14 protein-coding genes are annotated in these 16376 nt (G+C 64.3%); 7 read left to right on the top strand and 7 right to left on the bottom strand.

Going from position 1 to position 16376, the window contains the following annotated elements:
• Positions 1–192: 192 nt before the first annotated feature.
• Positions 193–735 carry a MarR family winged helix-turn-helix transcriptional regulator gene (locus AC1DW2_RS35835; protein WP_477008337.1) on the bottom strand — a complete coding sequence of 181 codons (543 nt, stop codon included), beginning with the start codon at positions 733–735 and terminating at the stop codon, positions 193–195.
• Positions 736–845: 110 nt separating this feature from the next.
• Between AC1DW2_RS35835 and AC1DW2_RS35830 the strand changes: the two genes are divergently transcribed.
• The 5 genes from AC1DW2_RS35830 to fahA all read left to right on the top strand — a co-directional run bounded on the left by AC1DW2_RS35830 (position 846) and on the right by fahA (position 6513).
• Positions 846–2462, top strand: coding sequence for an FAD-dependent oxidoreductase (locus tag AC1DW2_RS35830; RefSeq protein WP_477008336.1), 1617 nt, complete (start codon positions 846–848; stop codon positions 2460–2462).
• Between the two features lie 8 nt (positions 2463–2470).
• Entirely contained in the window at positions 2471–2695 is a 225-nt protein-coding gene (locus AC1DW2_RS35825) for a DUF2783 domain-containing protein (RefSeq protein WP_014490505.1), read from the top strand.
• A gap of 23 nt (positions 2696–2718) precedes the next feature.
• Positions 2719–3675 carry an MBL fold metallo-hydrolase gene (locus tag AC1DW2_RS35820; RefSeq protein ID WP_014490504.1) on the top strand — a complete coding sequence of 319 codons (957 nt, stop codon included), beginning with the start codon at positions 2719–2721 and terminating at the stop codon, positions 3673–3675.
• 2 nt (positions 3676–3677) lie between these two features.
• On the top strand, positions 3678–5024 hold the full coding sequence (hmgA, locus tag AC1DW2_RS35815) for a homogentisate 1,2-dioxygenase (RefSeq protein ID WP_477008335.1): 1347 nt from the start codon (positions 3678–3680) through the stop codon (positions 5022–5024).
• Positions 5025–5241: 217 nt separating this feature from the next.
• Positions 5242–6513, top strand: a complete 1272-nt coding sequence (gene fahA / locus AC1DW2_RS35810; protein WP_477008334.1) for a fumarylacetoacetase — start codon at positions 5242–5244, stop codon at positions 6511–6513.
• Positions 6514–6627: 114 nt separating this feature from the next.
• On the opposite strand, the gene AC1DW2_RS35805 is transcribed toward fahA, so the two are convergent.
• Positions 6628–6939, bottom strand: coding sequence for a DUF1272 domain-containing protein (locus AC1DW2_RS35805; RefSeq protein WP_477008333.1), 312 nt, complete (start codon positions 6937–6939; stop codon positions 6628–6630).
• Positions 6940–7012: 73 nt separating this feature from the next.
• Positions 7013–7492, bottom strand: coding sequence for an Lrp/AsnC family transcriptional regulator (locus AC1DW2_RS35800; protein WP_038959069.1), 480 nt, complete (start codon positions 7490–7492; stop codon positions 7013–7015).
• A 119-nt stretch (positions 7493–7611) separates the two neighbouring features.
• On the opposite strand from AC1DW2_RS35800, the gene hppD reads away from it, so the two are divergent.
• A complete protein-coding gene (gene hppD, locus AC1DW2_RS35795) occupies positions 7612–8730 on the top strand; it encodes a 4-hydroxyphenylpyruvate dioxygenase (RefSeq protein WP_477008332.1) in 1119 nt (372 codons plus the stop codon).
• 138 nt (positions 8731–8868) lie between these two features.
• On the opposite strand, the gene AC1DW2_RS35790 is transcribed toward hppD, so the two are convergent.
• The 4 genes from AC1DW2_RS35790 to AC1DW2_RS35775 all read right to left on the bottom strand — a co-directional run bounded on the left by AC1DW2_RS35790 (position 8869) and on the right by AC1DW2_RS35775 (position 13932).
• Positions 8869–9975: a CaiB/BaiF CoA transferase family protein gene (locus AC1DW2_RS35790; RefSeq protein ID WP_477008331.1), complete on the bottom strand. Its 1107-nt coding sequence runs from the start codon at positions 9973–9975 to the stop codon at positions 8869–8871.
• A 230-nt stretch (positions 9976–10205) separates the two neighbouring features.
• Entirely contained in the window at positions 10206–11006 is an 801-nt protein-coding gene (locus AC1DW2_RS35785) for an FAD binding domain-containing protein (protein ID WP_028149283.1), read from the bottom strand.
• Between the two features lie 13 nt (positions 11007–11019).
• Entirely contained in the window at positions 11020–13362 is a 2343-nt protein-coding gene (locus AC1DW2_RS35780; RefSeq protein WP_477008330.1) for a xanthine dehydrogenase family protein molybdopterin-binding subunit, read from the bottom strand.
• Between the two features lie 84 nt (positions 13363–13446).
• Positions 13447–13932, bottom strand: a complete 486-nt coding sequence (locus AC1DW2_RS35775) for a (2Fe-2S)-binding protein (protein ID WP_085403642.1) — start codon at positions 13930–13932, stop codon at positions 13447–13449.
• 341 nt (positions 13933–14273) lie between these two features.
• On the opposite strand from AC1DW2_RS35775, the gene AC1DW2_RS35770 reads away from it, so the two are divergent.
• The gene (locus AC1DW2_RS35770; RefSeq protein ID WP_477008329.1) at positions 14274–16313 is read left to right on the top strand and encodes a methyl-accepting chemotaxis protein; all 2040 of its coding nucleotides are present in this window, start codon (positions 14274–14276) and stop codon (positions 16311–16313) included.
• Positions 16314–16376: the final 63 nt, after the last annotated feature.

Here is a 16376-nt window from a genome sequence, read left to right as displayed (position 1 = left end):
ATCTTACCCTGGGCGTCCACAACACACACGCTCGACAGTTCCAATGACACGTCGATTCCGGCATAATTCTCCACGGCTGTCCTCCGTCTCCAGATGCTTGGGGCCGACTCAAGTCGTGACCCCGTTTCATCATCTATCGGGGGACAGCCACCATCATGACCCCTTGCTCCGGAGCCGGGCCCATTACCGCATCTAATACGCCTCTTTCGCGTCGGCCTCTTCGCTGGTCTGGATCAGGTCGAGGCTCTGTTCGATCTTGCCGAGCAGGGCCGACAGCTGCTTGCGCTCCTGCGCGGAGAGGCAGGCGAGGATCTCGTCCTCCCGCCGCAGCAATTGCGGGAACAGCTCTTCGTACAGCGCGCGACCCTTCTTCGTCAGTTGCAGGCGGAATTCGCGGCGGTCGGCTTCGTTCTCGACCCGCTCGATCAGCCCCTGGTGCAGCAGCGCGGTCACGGCGCGGCTGATGGTGGATTTGTGCGTGCGGGTGCATTGCGAGATGTACTGCGCGCTACAGGCATCGTTGCGGAAGCCGAGCGTGGCGATTACGCGCCAGGCCGGAATGTCGAGGCCGTGACGCTCCTGATATTCGACCGCAAGCGCGGAACTCACCTCGGCCGCCAGCCGGTTGAGGCGGAACGGCACGAACTTGAACAAATCGAGCCGCGCCTTCGGCCGCAATGAAGCCTCGTCGGCCTCACGTGCCTTCAGCGCGATGTCGCTGGATGTCCTCGCCAAAGAGAGCGCTCCGAATTCCAGTTGACGGCCGGCCGGCTCCGGTCCAAAATAGTTGCACGTGAGACTATCTAGCAGATCAGTCCTCTCTTGACCAGAGCCGAGGTTAGCGCATGGCGCAGGCCAATACGCAGCAGGCCAAAACCCAGTTCGGCTATCGCCGCCACCCCGACCAGGATCGTCCCGGCCAGAGTGCGGCCGAGCATCCCGTGGTGGTCGTCGGCGCGGGGCCGGTGGGGCTGTCGCTCGCGATCGACCTGGCCCAGCGCGGCCAGCGCGTCGTCCTTCTGGATGATGCCGACCGGATCGGCGAAGGCTCGCGCGCGATCTGCTTCTCCAAGCGGTCGCTCGAATATTGGGATCGGCTCGGCGTCGGCGACCGCATGGTCGAGAAGGGCGTGGTGTGGAGCGTCGGCCGCATCTTTCATGGCGAGTCGCAGCTTTACCAGTTCAACCTGCTGCCGGAAGACGGTCACAAGCGGCCGGCCTTCATCAACCTCCAGCAATATTACGCCGAGGCCTATCTGGTCGATCGCATCAGCGATCTCCCTGAGATCGATCTGCGCTGGCGCAACAAGGTGACGGCGCTTGAACAGCGCAACGATTCCGTCGCGCTGACGATCGAGACGCCGGAGGGCGCCTATCGCCTGCACGCGCAATATGTCGTCGCCTGCGACGGCGCGCGCTCCTCGCTGCGGCAGATGGTTGGCGCCGAGTTCGCGGGACAGGTGTTCGAGGACCAGTTCCTGATCGCCGACGTCAAGATGACCGCGGAGTTCCCGACCGAGCGCTGGTTCTGGTTCGATCCGCCGTTTCATGCCGGGCGCTCCGCGCTGCTGCACCGGCAGCCCGACGATGTCTGGCGCATCGATCTCCAGCTCAATCGCTATGCCGATCCCGTCGTCGAGAAGAAGCCGGAGAACGTGCGGCCGCGGATCGCGCGCATGCTCGGTCACGACAAGTTCGAGTTCGAGTGGATCTCGCTCTACAAATTCCAGTGCCGGAGGATGGATCGCTTCCTCCACGGCCGGGTGATTTTTGCGGGCGATTCCGCGCATCAGGTCTCACCCTTCGGCGCGCGGGGAGCCAATTCCGGGCTAGAGGACGCCGAGAATCTGTCCTGGAAGCTCGACCGCGTGCTGCGCGGAACCTCGCCCGCGAGCCTGCTCGAGAGCTACCATGTCGAGCGCAGCCTGGCTGCCGACGAGAACATCCGCGAATCGACCCGCTCGACCGATTTCATGGCGCCGAACTCGCATCAGGAAGCGCGGCTGCGCAAGGCGGTGCTGTCGCTGGCCAAGGAAACGGAGTTCGGCAAGCGCATGGTCAATGGCGGGCGGCTCTCGGTACCGTGCAGCTACGACTCGCCGCTGTCATCGCCCGATGCCGATGCGTGGCGCGGCGGACCGTTGCCCGGCTGCTCCATGCTCGACGCCCCCGTTGGCGAGCAGGCCTATCTGACGGATGCATTCCGCCGGGGTGGAACGGACTTCACCTTGCTGTCGTTCAGCAATGGCGCGGCGACCGGTGCGCCCGATGGTGTCAAGGATATCCGCATCGGTGGCGAGGGCGGGCTTGCCGATCCCTCGGGCCTTGTCGCAAAGCGCTATGGCGCCGAGTCAGGTACTGCCTATCTGCTCAGGCCCGACGGCTACGTTGCGGCGCGCTTCCGACATCCGACGCGTGCGGCGATCGCGGCCGCGTTGTCGCGGGCCCAAGGCTTGAATTGAGGATTCGCATGCCGCTTTCAACCAGCTCAAACTTCGCGCGGCCCGACGATGCGTTTCGTGCCATCGTCGAGGCGCACCGCGGCTTCACCGACGAGCAGAGCGCCGATTTCGACGCGGCACTGGTCCTGATCCTCGCCAACCATATCGGCGACATCGACGTGTTGCGGGAAGCGATCGTGCTCGCGAAGCGGCGCATGACCGACGGCCAGCAGCAACAACAGCAACAACAATAACCCAAAGACCTGAGGACGAATTGATGGCGAAGAACTTCGCATCCACCGGCGATCTCTCCGAAAAGAAGATCACCTTCTCCGAGATCGGCACCGATCTCTATGCCTTCACCGCGGAGGGCGATCCGAACACCGCGATCATCGTCGGTGACGACGGCTGTCTGGTGTTCGACGCGCAGTCGACGCCGGCGATGGCCAACAAGGTGATCGAGCGCGTCCGCACCGTCACCGACAAGCCGATCAAATATGTCGTGCTGTCGCACTATCACGCCGTGCGCGTGCTGGGCGCCTCCGCCTACAAGGCGCAGGGCATCGTGGCCTCGCAGGAGACCTATCGTCTGATCGAGGAGCGCGGCCAGCAGGATTGGGATTCCGAATATGGCCGCTTCCCGCGGCTGTTCCAGGATGCCGCGAGCATTCCCGGCCTGACCTGGCCGACGCTGACCTTCGAAGGTGAGATGTCGATCTATCTCGGGAAGCGCGAGGTGCGCCTGATGCAGTTAGGGGCCGGCCACACCTCCGGCGACATCGTCGCCTGGGTGCCGGATGCCGAAGTGATGTTCTCCGGCGACCTCATCGAATATCACTCGGCCTGCTATTGCGGCGACGCGCATTTGCGCGAATGGCCGCTGACGCTGAACGAGATCCGCAACTTCAATCCCAAGGCGATCGCGCCGGGCCGCGGCGATGCGCTGAAGGGCACGGCCACGGTGCGCGAAGCCATCGCGATGACGCGTGACTTCGTTACCTCGCTCTATGGCGCGGCCGAAATTTCGGTCGCCAGGGGGCGTACGCTGAAGGAATCGATGGCGGCGACGCGCGAAGTCATGGATCCGAAGTTCCACAGCTTCGCCATCTACGAGCACTGCCTGCCGTTCAACGTGTCGCGCGCCTATGACGAGGCGTCGGGGATCGACGACCCCGTGATCTGGACCGACAAGCGCGACCAGGAAATGTGGGCCGCCCTGCAAGGAGGAGGATAGTCATGAACGTCAACACCTCGCCTGATCAGATCATTCGGAGCTCGGCGCAGGTCACGCCGGGCTACATGTCCGGCTTCGGCAACAGCTTCGAGACCGAGGCGCTGCCGGGCGCGCTGCCGATCGGGCGCAACTCGCCGCAGCGCTGCGCTTACGGACTCTACGCCGAGCAGCTTTCCGGCTCACCCTTCACCGCGCCGCGCGGCACCAATGAGCGCTCCTGGCTCTATCGCATCCGTCCCTCGGTGAAGCATTCCGGCCGCTTCGAGAAGGCCGATGCCGGCCTGTGGCGCTCAGCGCCCTGCCATGAATACGATTTGCCGATCGCGCAGCTGCGCTGGGACCCGGCGCCGATCCCGAAGGAGGACATGACCTTCCTCCAGGGCGTGCAGACCATGACGACGGCTGGTGACGTCAACACGCAGGCCGGCATGGCCGCGCATATCTACCTCATCACCAAGTCGATGGTGGATCAGCACTTCTACAATGCCGATGGCGAGTTGATGTTCGTGCTCCAGCAGGGCAATCTGCGCGTCGTCACCGAGTTCGGCCGTATCGACGGCGAGCCCGGCGAGATCGTGGTGATCCCGCGCGGCGTCAAATTCCGCGTCGAGATTCCGAACGGTCCTGCGCGCGGCTATCTCTGCGAAAACTACGGCGGCGCCTTCACGCTGCCGGAGCGCGGGCCGATCGGCGCCAATTGCCTCGCCAACGCGCGCGATTTCCTCACCCCGGTCGCGCATTACGAGGACAAGGACACGCCGACCGAGCTCTACGTGAAATGGGGCGGCTCGCTGTTCAAGACCACGCTGCCGCATTCGCCAATCGACGTTGTCGCCTGGCACGGCAATTACGCGCCCTACAAATACGATCTGCGCACCTTCTCTCCCGTAGGCGCGATCGGCTTCGACCATCCCGATCCCTCGATCTTCACGGTGCTGACCTCGCCGTCGGAGACCGCGGGCACCGCGAACATCGACTTCGTGATCTTCCCCGAGCGCTGGATGGTGGCCGACAACACCTTCCGCCCGCCCTGGTATCACATGAACATCATGAGCGAGTTCATGGGCCTGATCTACGGCGTCTACGACGCCAAGCCGCAGGGTTTTGTCCCGGGCGGAATCAGCCTGCACAATTGCATGCTGCCGCACGGACCCGACCGCGACGCCTTCGAGCACGCCAGCAACGGTGAGCTGAAACCGGTGAAGCTGACCGGCACCATGGCCTTCATGTTCGAGACCCGCTACCCGCAGCGCGTGACAGCGCATGCCGCGAAGTCGTCGACGCTGCAGGACAATTACGCGGATTGTTGGACGGGCCTGGAGAAGCGGTTCGATCCGAACAAGCGGTAGTCTTGCTTACCCTCCCCTGGAGGGGGAGGGTCGCTACGTATGCAGCGAAGCGGAATGCGTAGCGGGGTGGGGTGACAGTCTCTCCGCAGGGAACACTGCCCGTGTTGAGAGATCACCCCACCCCGTCTCATATTTCGCTGCGCTCAATATGAGCCGACCCTCCCCCTCCAGGGGAGGGTGACAGAAGTTCAGCACCAGAATTCGTATGGCAGGAAACATGCCCCACCCCAACGACCCCAGCCTCCGCTCCTTCATCGACGTCGATCCCGCCTCCGACTTCCCGATCCAGAACCTGCCCTATGGCGTGTTCTCGACCTCGGCCAATCCGACGCCGCGCGTCGGTGTCGCGATCGGCAACTACGTGTTCGATCTCTGGGCGCTCGAGCAGGATTGCCGGCTTGATGTCGGCCCGCTCGGCGTGTTTTCCGGCCCCTCGCTCAATCCGTTCATGACGCTGGGACCAAAGGTCTGGACGAAGACACGCGCGCGGATCAGCGAGCTGCTGCGTCATGATCATCCGGAGCTGCGTGACAATGAGGAGCTGCGCAAGCAGGCCCTGGTGCCGATGCGCGATGCAAAATTGCATCTGCCGTTCGCAGTGTCCGGCTATACCGATTTCTATTCGTCGAAGGAGCACGCCACCAATGTCGGCGTGATGTTCCGCGGCAAGGACAACGCGCTGCAGCCGAACTGGCTGCACATGCCGATCGCCTATAACGGCCGCGCCTCGACCGTCGTGGTCTCTGGAACGAAGGTGAAGCGGCCGCGCGGGCAGTTGAAGCCGCCGAATGTCGAGGTGCCCAGCTTCGGACCGTGCAAGCGGCTCGATTTCGAGCTGGAGATGGGCGTCGTGGTCGGCCAGCCCTCAGCCATGGGCGGCATGCTGACCGAGCAACAGGCCGAGGAGATGATCTTCGGTTTCGTGCTGCTCAACGACTGGAGCGCGCGCGACATCCAGCAATGGGAATATGTGCCGCTCGGCCCGTTCCTGGCAAAAGCGTTCGCGACCTCGATCAGCCCGTGGGTGGTGACGCGCGAGGCGCTGGAGCCATTCCGGCTGAAAGGACCGGAGCAGGAGCCGGTGCCGCTGGATTATCTCAAGCAGGCGAAGCCGCAGAACTATGATCTCGAGCTCGACGTCTCCCTGCGCGCGGCCGGCACCAATGCGCCCGCCGGCATCAGCCGCACCAATTTCAAGTACATGTACTGGTCCTCGGTGCAGCAGCTCATGCACCACGCCTCCAGCGGCTGTGCGATGAATGTCGGCGACCTCCTTGGGTCCGGCACGATCTCCGGCCCGGAGAAGAACCAGCGCGGCAGCCTATTAGAGATCAGCTGGAACGGCACCGAGCCGGTGGAATTGCCCGGCGGCATCAAGCGCTCGTTCCTGGAAGACGGCGACAGTCTCGTCATGCGCGGCTGGTGCCAGGGCAATGGCTACCGGGTCGGGTTTGGCGAGGTCGAGGGGACGATTTTGGCGGCGGAGTAGCCGCGCGTTGCGGTGTCGTAGGGTGGGCAAAGCGAAGCGTGCCCACCATTCCGATCATAGTTGCGGCGACATGGTGGGCACGGCGCTAAGGCGCCTTTGCCCACCCTACGAGACCTATCGCCTCTCCGGCGGCACGTCGCGCACCCGCGCGCAATGCGCGGCGACATCCTCTACGCTGTACTTCAAATGCACCCGCTTGTCCGACGGCGCCTGCCTGGTCGTACACACGCCCGGCCTCCATTCCTGCGTCGGCCTGATCGGGCGCGGCGCAAAACCGCCGCCGCAGTTCGGGCAGACGTTGGAGAGTTTCGTCTCCACGCAATCCGCACAGAACGTGCATTCATAGGAGCAGATCCGCGCGTCCGTTGCATCAGGCGGCAGGTCGCGGTCGCAATATTCGCAGTTCGGTCGAAGCTGGAGGGCCATGGCAGAATCTCCGCAGATTGAGCTGATCATCGCAGACGGCGCGTGAAGCGCGAATGGCGTAGTTCCCTCGATTTCAGCCAGCCTTCAAATCCTTCAGCGGCAGGCGCGAGCTTTCCTTGAGCCTGTCGAGCACGATCGAAGAGCGCACGTGCGCTACGCTCTGGTGCGGCATCAGCACGTCGTTGACGAGGTTGGAGAGGCCCTTGAGGTCGCGCAGCACGGCTTTGAGCACGTAATCGGCGTCGCCCGTCAGCGAATAGGCTTCCTGGATCTCGTCGATGCGGTTGACCAAGGCGCGGAAGCGTTTCGAATTGTCCGGCGAGTGGGTCGCGAGCCCCACCTGGATAAAGGCGATCACGCCGAAGCCCAGCGCCTCGCTGGAGAGATCGGCGTGATAGCCCGAGATCACCTTCTCCTCCTCCAGCCGCATCCGCCGCCGCGAGCATTGCGAGGCCGAGAGCCCCGCGAGATCGGCGAGCTCCTGGTTGGTGAGGCGGCCGTCATCCTGGAGCGCGCCCAGGATCTTGAGGTCGAATGCGTCTACGGAGATCATGCGTAATTTATCCATTTCATGCACGGACCGTGCATACGATAGCCAAAATGCGGCCCGTTTGCACGCTCATTGCACGCCCGATGAAGGATAGTTCATGGCAGCAGCAATTGGAGAGCACCATGGGTCCGTTTCCGCACGATGCACCGCCGGCCACCGTCACCGCCGACAATCCGATGGGCACCGACGGGTTCGAGTTCGTCGAATATGCGCATCCCAATCCGGAAGAGCTGCACGCGCTGTTCAAGCTGATGGGCTATGCGCCCGTCGCGCGCCACAAAAGCAAGAAGATCACCGTCTATCGGCAGGGCGACATCAACTATCTCGTCAACGAGGAGCCCGGCACCCACGGCTTCGACTTCGTCGCCGCGCACGGCCCCTGCGCGCCGTCGATGGCGTTTCGCGTGGTCGATGCGAAGGCGGCCTATGACCGCGCGATCGCGTTAGGCGCCGAACCTGCCGATGTGTCGTCGGCGCAGAAGACGCTCGATGTGCCCGCGATCAAGGGTATCGGCGGCAGCCTGCTCTATTTCGTCGACCGCTACGGCGCCAAGGGCTCGGCCTATGATGCCGAGTTCGAGTGGCTGGGCGCACGCGATCCGCGGCCGGTCGGTGCCGGCCTGTTCTATCTCGATCACCTCACCCACAACGTCCATCGCGGCCGCATGGATGTGTGGACGGGCTTCTACCAAAAGCTGTTCAACTTCCGCCAGATCCGCTTCTTCGACATCGAGGGTCGCGCCTCCGGCCTGTTCTCGCGCGCGCTGACCAGCCCCGACGGCAAGATCCGGATTCCGATCAACGAGGACGCCGGCGATTCCGGCCAGATCGAGGAATATTTGAATATCTATCGCGGCGAGGGCATCCAGCACATCGCCTGCGGCTGCCGCGATATCCATCAGACCATCGAAGGCCTGCGCGAAGCCGGCCTGCCCTTCATGCCGTCACCGCCCGAGACCTATTTCGAGAAGATCGACGCGCGCCTGCCGAAGCACGGCGAGGACGTCGCGCGGCTCAAGACCAACGGCATCCTGATCGACGGCGAAGGCGTGGTCGATGGCGGCCAGACCAAGGTGCTGCTGCAGATCTTCTCCGCCAATGCGATCGGCCCGATCTTCTTCGAGTTCATCCAGCGCAAGGGTGACGATGGTTTTGGCGAGGGCAACTTCAAGGCCCTGTTCGAGTCGATCGAGGAGGACCAGATCCGGCGCGGGGTGTTGAAGGTGGATAACGCGGCGTAGGTCGCTACGTTCGGGCACACTGCCGTAGGGTGGGCAAAGCGCAAGCGTGCCCACCACTTCTATCAGAATTGCGGAGCGGTGGTGGGCACGGCGCTTCGCGCCTTTGCCCACCCTACGCGATCTTTGCCGAGGCTAGATCTACCTCTTCCACGCAGCCATCACCGCGCCAATCTCCGCGCCCTCCGGCTCCCGCACCGCCGACGGCGTGCGTGAGAACCGCGGCGCCGGCGCGGGCTGCTTCACGCCGTGGCGTTCGAGGAAGACGTTGCGGGCGACCATGTGCGGATGCTCGGTCGCTTCCGACATGGTGAGCACCGGCGCGAAGCAGATGTCGGTGCCTTCCATGATCTTGCACCAGTCCTGGCGCGTCTTGCTCTTGAACACGGCCTTCAGCTTTTCTTTCAGCGCGGGCCAGGCCTTGGGGTTCATCTGCGCGTCGAAGTCGGCATCGGTCAGGCCCGCGTGCTCGCGCAGCAGCGCGTAGAACTGCGGTTCGATCGAGCCGATCGAGACGAAGTGACCGCAGGCACATTCATAGACGCCGTAGAAATGTGCACCGCCGTCGAGGAAGTTCTGGTTGCGCCCCTCGCTCCAGCGGCCGATCGTCTTCATGTCGAAGAAGAACGACATCAGCGATGCCGCGCCGTCGCACATTGCGGCGTCCACGACCTGGCCCTTGCCGGACCTTTGCGCTTCGAGGAGGGCGGCGAGAACGCCGACGACGAGATAGAGCGCGCCACCGCCGAAATCGCCGACCAAATTGAGCGGCGGCACCGGGGCTTCCTTGGTGCCGATCGCGGCCAGCGCGCCGGTGATCGAGATGTAATTGATGTCATGGCCGGCGGCGTTGGCCAGCGGGCCTTCCTGGCCCCAGCCGGTCATGCGGCCGTAGACGAGTTTTGGATTGCGCGCGAGCACGACGTCGGGGCCGAGCCCAAGCCGCTCCATCACGCCGGGACGAAAGCCCTCGACCAGCGCATCGGCGCTGGCAAGCAGGTCGAGCACCTCTGCGATCGCCGCCTTGTCCTTGAGGTCGAGCTCGATCACCTTGCGGCCGCGGCCTGCGACCGACTTCATGCTCTTCTTCGCACCGACGCGATCGAGCGTGACGACATCGGCGCCCATGTCGGCCAGCATCATGCAGGCGAATGGGCCGGGTCCGATGCCGGCGAATTCGACGACACGGAAACCCGAGAGCGGGCCGGAGGTGCGGACGGAGGAGGTGGGCGCTGGTTTATCGAGCACGTTGTTGTTTCCTCGGGTCGCCGGCGAATGCCGGTGGTCCGGCAATCGCCTTAGACGTTCCTCTTTGGGGGCGAGTTAATTGGCTGATTAACTTTTCTCGCCTTCATGTCCGCGAGGCAAGCGCTTTTCATGCATGGCGCATAATAAAAGCGGCGCGCATTGCTGCGCGCCGCGGAAAATTTGTGTTCAGGCGCTAAGGCGCGACGCGCTGTCGCGCTTTATCGACTCGGTCAGCCCGCGGCAGCCACCGCGCGCTGCGCCATCACCTTGACGAGGTTGGCGCGGTATTCCGCCGTGCCGTGGATATCGGCCAGCAATCCGCTCGCCGGAATGCTGACATTGTCGAGCGCCGACGGCGACCAGTTCGCCTTCAGCGCGGCTTCGATCGCGGGCACCCGCATCACGCCGCTCTGCGAGGCGCCGGTGGCGGCAACACGGATCTCGCCCGACTTCGTCTGCGCGACGAACACGGCGGTCAGCGCGAAGCGTGAGGCCGGATGCCGCATCTTTTCGTAGCCTGCCTTCGCCGGCACCGGGAACGACACCGCAGTGATGATCTCGCCGTCTTCCAGCGCCGTCGTGAACAGGCCCTGGAAGAAGTCCTCGGCCGAGATCGACCGCTTGTTGGTCTTGACGGTGGCACCGAGCGCCAGCAGCGCGGCCGGATAATCCGCGGCGGGATCGTTGTTGGCGATCGAGCCGCCGATCGTGCCGCGATAACGCACGGCGGGATCGCCGAGCACCGAGGTGAGATAGGCGATCGCGGGGATCGCCTTCTTCACATCGGCATTCTGCATGATGTCGAAATAGGTCGTGCCGGCCTTGATGGTCAGCACGTCGCCCGAGAGTTCGACGCCCTGCAGCTCCTTGATCTTGCCGAGGTCGATCACGTCGGACGGGCTGGCGAGCCGCTGCTTCATGACCGGCAGCAACGTCTGGCCGCCGGCGAGGAATTTCGCCTCGCTGCTCTTGCCGAACAGGGCGACGGCCTCGTCGACCGAGGAGGGGCGATGATAAGTGGTCTGGTACATCTTGTTGCTCCTCTCAGGCCGCGTGGATCGTGCGCCACACCCGATCCGGGGTTGCGGGCATTTCCAGGTTGTTCTTGCCGATCGCATCCGTGATCGCGTTGATCACGGCCGCAGAGGCGCCGATCGCGCCGGCCTCACCGCAGCCCTTGATGCCCAGGGGATTGCCCGGGCACAGCGTCGTGGTGTGGGAGAGGTTGAACGAGGGCAGGTCGTCGGCGCGCGGCATGGAGTAGTCCATGAACGAGGCCGTTACGGGCTGACCGTTGGCATCGTAGATGGCGTGCTCGAGCAGCGCCTGCCCGATGCCCTGGGCAAGGCCGCCATGGACCTGTCCCTCGACGATCATCGGGTTGATCAGCCGGCCGAAATCGTCGGCCGCGACGAAGTTGACGAAAGAGGTCTTGCCGGTGCCGGGATCGACCTCAAGCTCGCAGATATAGGCGCCGGCCGGGAAGGTGAAGTTGGTCGGATCGTAGAAGGCGCTTTCCTTCAGGCCCGGCTCCATCCCGTCAGGCAGATTGTGCGCGGTGTAGGCCGCGAGCGCGACCATCGGGAAGGCGATCGCCTTGTCGGTACCGGCCACCTTGAACTCGCCGTTCTCGATGACGATGTCGCCCTCGGACGCTTCGAGCGCATGCGCTGCGATCTTCTTGGCCTTGGACTCCATCTTCTCCATGGCCTTCAGGATCGCGGTGAGACCGACGGCCGCGGAGCGCGAGCCGTAGGTGCCCATGCCGAACTGCACCTTGTCGGTGTCGCCATGGACGATCGAGACCTGGCTGATGGGAACGCCCAGGCGCTCCGCGACGAGCTGGCAGAACGTGGTCTCGTGACCCTGGCCGTGGCTGTGCGAGCCCGTCAGGATCTCGATGGTGCCGACCGGGTTGACCCGCACTTCGGCGGATTCCCATAAGCCGACGCCGGCGCCGAGGCTGCCGACCGCCTTCGAGGGCGCGATGCCGCAGGCCTCGATGTAGCAGGACACGCCGATGCCGCGCAGCTTGCCGTCCGCCTTCGCCTTGGCCTTGCGGGCTGCGAAGCCGGCATAGTCGATCGCCTTCATCGCGGCGTCGAGCGAGGCGTTAAAGTCGCCGGTGTCATAGGCCATGATCACGGGCGTCTGGTGCGGGAACTGGGTGATGAAGTTGCTCCGGCGCAGCTGGGCCGGATCGACCTTCAACTGCCGCGCGGCCGTCTCCATCAGCCGCTCGATCAGGTAGCTCGCCTCGGGGCGGCCCGCGCCGCGATAGGCGTCGACCGGCGTGGTGTTGGTGTAGACCCCGACCACCTCGGCATGGATCGCCGGGATGTTGTACTGGCCCGACAGCAGCGTCGCGTAGAGATAGGTCGGGACCGACGAGGAGAACAGCGACATGTAGGCGCCGAAATTGGCGTAGGTCTTCACCTTCAAGCCGGTGATCTTGTTGTTGGCGTCGAACGCCATTTCGGCATGGGTGACGTGGTCACGGCCATGCGCATCGGTGAGGAAGGCCTCGGTGCGGTCGCCGGTCCATTTTACCGGGCGGCCGACCTTCTTCGAGGCCCRCAGCGCCACCATCTCCTCGGGATAGATGAAGATTTTTGAGCCGAAGCCGCCGCCGACGTCGGGGGCGATCACGCGCAGCTTGTGCTCGGGGGCGATGTTGTAGAACGCCGAGAGCACGAGGCGGGCGACGTGCGGGTTCTGCGACGTCGTATAGAGAGTGAAGTGCTCTTCCGCCGCGTCATAGTCTGCGATCGCCGCGCGCGGCTCCATCGCGTTCGGGGCGAGGCGGTTGTTGGTGACGTCGAGCTTCACGACATTGGCCGCCTTGGCGAAGGCGGCATCTGTCGCGCCCTCATCGCCGATCACCCAGTCATAGACCTGGTTGCCGGGCGCTTCGGGGTGAAGCTGAGGCGCGCCGGCCTTGATCGCGGCGTGGACGTCGGCGACTGCCGGCAGTTCCTCGTACTCCACGACCACAGCTTCGGCCGCGTCGCGCGCGAGGTTCTTGCTGTCGGCGATCACGACTGCGACGGCCTGGCCGACGAAGCGCACCGTTTCCGGCGCCATCGCGGGCCATGCGCCCATCTTCATCGGGCTGCCGTCCTTGGAGGTGATGGCCCAGCCGCAGATGAGATTGCCGACCTTGTCGTCGACGATCTCCTGTCCGGTGAGCACTGCGACCACACCCGGCATCTTCAGCGCGGCGGACGAATCGATCTTCTTCACCTTGGCGTGCGCATGCGGGCTTCTGATGAAATGGGCATGGGTCATGCCCTGCAATTTGATGTCGTCGACGTAACGGCCCTTGCCGGTAATGAAACGCTTGTCTTCCTTGCGCACGACTCGCGCGCCGATGCCTTCAACACCCATGTCTGGTCCTCCCGACCGGAATTGTCTTGACTGCGCTTTCCCTCGAAAGCAGCAGCGGTGGTTCTTTATTCGAGGCGCGCCGCTTTACTCGGCCGCCTGCGAGACCTTCATGCGCCCGGCTGCATCCAGCACGGCCTTGACGATGTTGTGGTAGCCGGTGCAGCGGCAGATATTGCCTTCGAGCTCGTGGCGGACCGTGGGCTCGTCGAGCTCACCACCATGGCGGTGCACGATGTCGATCGCCGACATGATCATGCCCGGCGTGCAATAGCCGCATTGCAGGCCGTGATTGTCGCGGAAGGCGGCCTGCATCGGGTGCAGCTCATCGCCCTTGGCGATGCCTTCGATGGTGGTGACGCTGGCGCCGTCGGCCTGGCCGGCCAGCATGGTGCAGGATTTCACCGCCTTGCCGTCCACGTGTACGACGCAGGCGCCGCACTGGCTGGTATCGCAGCCGACATGGGTCCCGGTGAGGTTGAGGTGATCCCGCAGGAGCTGGACCAGCAGCGTGCGGTCCTCGACGTCGACGGCAACGGCCTTGCCGTTCACCGTCAGTTTGACTGTAGACACGGAACATACCTCCCCGGATTGATTTTGATTGTCTCTAATTAGAGACCGCCGCCCCCGGACATTGCAACTAGGATTTTGGTCACGCCGGTCATGGAAAAGTCATCGATCCCGACGAGCGGGCAATGACTTGGGCGGGCGAAGCGGGTCAATCGCCGCAAAATGGTCGGCCCATGTGGGATGCCAGCCGTCATCCCATCCGGTCGGCCTTTGGCCGATAAAGCCCCGGATTGCACGCGCCTGCCGAATTTACCGCCCTTTATCCATTGTGCCCTAGTTTTGCGCATCCGGGTCCGGGGGCGGGGCGCCTCCGGATCACGGCTGAATAGAAAATGGGGGTTGGAATGTCCGGGCGTATCGCGTCGCCGTCGAAGCGTACAATATTTCCGACCCTCCGGTTCCGCGCCAAGATCATCCTCGGCTTCGCCGCGGTGCTGGTGATCTCCGCCGGCAGCATGGCTTTCTCTTATTTCGGCTTCGAGCGGGTCTCGGCCGGGGTCGGGTCCTACCGCAGCAGCGTCACCGAGGCCGATCTCGCCCGCAACATCGACCGCGAGCTGCTCGCCTACCGCTCGGCAGTCCGTTATTTCGTCGTCACCGGCAAGGAGGACGATGCCAAGGCAGCGCTGGACGCCGAGACCGGCCTGAAGAGCGCCATCGATCAGGCGGTCAGGAGTGCCCAGAAGCCGGCGCGGCAGGAGAGCCTCAACAAGCTCGCCAAGGAATTCTCCAACTTCTCCGCAACCTTCGCAAAGGTCCTCCAGGCCAAGCGCGACAGTGCGCTGCTGGTGCAGAACCAGCTGACGCGCCAAGCCAATCTCCTGAAATACAAGCTTGACGATATCGGCAACAACGCCTCCGATTCCGAGGCGCAGTCGATCGAGTTCGGCACCAAGCAGGTCAACGCCCAGTTCCAGACCGCGAGCGCCGCAGCCACCAATTTCGTGCTGACCTCCGACCAGGCGATCGCGACCAGCGCGCTGGCGCGGCTGAAATTCGTCGAGAATTCGCTCGGCGCGGTCTATTCCATGGACGACAAGATCGTCGCCGGCCTGAAGGACGCCAAGACCATCCTCGTGGCCTATCGCGAAGCGCTGGAGAAGCTGATCGCCAACGCCAAGATGGTGGATGAGCTCGTCACCGAGATGAGCGGTTCTGCCGGTGCGATCCTGCAAGGCGCCACCGCGATGAAGGCGGACCTCGTCGCCGAACAGCAGCGGCTGGATTCGGAGTCGGAAGCGACCATCGGACGGACCGAGCAACTGGTGCTGATGCTGGCCGTCGGCGGCACGCTGCTCGGCGCGATCCTCGCCTTTCTGCTCGGCACCGGCATCTCGCGTCCGATGATCGCGATGTGCAAGGCGATGCGCGAGCTCGCGTCGGGCAATTTCGACGTCGTGCTGCCGGGCCTCGGCCGCAAGGACGAGATCGGCGAGATGGCCGGCGCGGTCGAGGAATTCAAGGTTCAGGCCGTGGCCAAGGCCGAGCGCGACGCCGCCGCCAGCGACGCCCAGAACAAGGAACTGGCCACCGCACGCCGTTCCGAGCTGATTCGCTTCGCCGATGACTTTGAAAGCGCGGTCGGTGCCATCGTGTCGAACGTGTCGGCTTCCGCCGTGCAGCTCGAATCGGCGGCTTCCACGCTGACCCGAACCGCCGAAACCACGCAGACCCTGTCGAGCCAGGTTGCCGGCGTGTCCGAGCAGGCCTCCAGCAACATGCAGTCGGTCGCAACCGCGACCGAAGAGCTTTCGGCCTCCGTCGAGGAGATCGGCCGCCAGGTCCGCGATTCCAGCCGCATCGCGGAAGCTGCGGTGGTCCAGGCCAAGGAAACCGACGGCCGGATCGGCAAGCTGTCGCACGCCGCGCAGCAGATCGGCGAGGTGGTCAAACTGATCACGGCGATCGCCGAGCAGACCAACCTTCTGGCGCTCAACGCCACCATCGAGGCGGCGCGCGCGGGCGAGGCCGGCCGCGGCTTTGCCGTGGTCGCCAGCGAAGTGAAGTCGCTGGCCAGCCAGACCGCGAAGGCCACCGACGAGATTTCCTCGCACATCGCGGGCATGCAGGGTGCGACGGCCGAGTCGGTCGCCGCGATCAAGGAGATCGGCGCCACCATCGGCAAGATTTCGTCGATCTCGACCTCGATCGCGAGCGCAGTGGAGGAGCAGGGCGCAGCGACGCAGGAGATTGCCCGCAGCGTCCAGACCGTCGCGCAGGGCACCCAGACCGCCGCCACCGACATCGGCCAGGTCAACCGTGGCGCCGCCGAAACCGGTTCAGCCTCGGAAGAGGTGCTGAACTCGGCCAAAACCCTGTCCAGCGAAAGCACCCGCCTGCGCGCCGAGCTCGACCGGTTCATGGGGAATATCCGGGCGGCGTAGGTTTGCGACGCCTGAAGCCCTCGTTGTCGCTCCACTCTCGGCTGTCGTCCCCGCGTTCGCGGG

This window comes from Bradyrhizobium sp. P3_C3 (assembly GCF_056402655.1).
The sequence above is the reverse complement of the archived record's forward strand: the minus strand, read 5'-3'. Positions and strand labels throughout refer to the sequence as shown.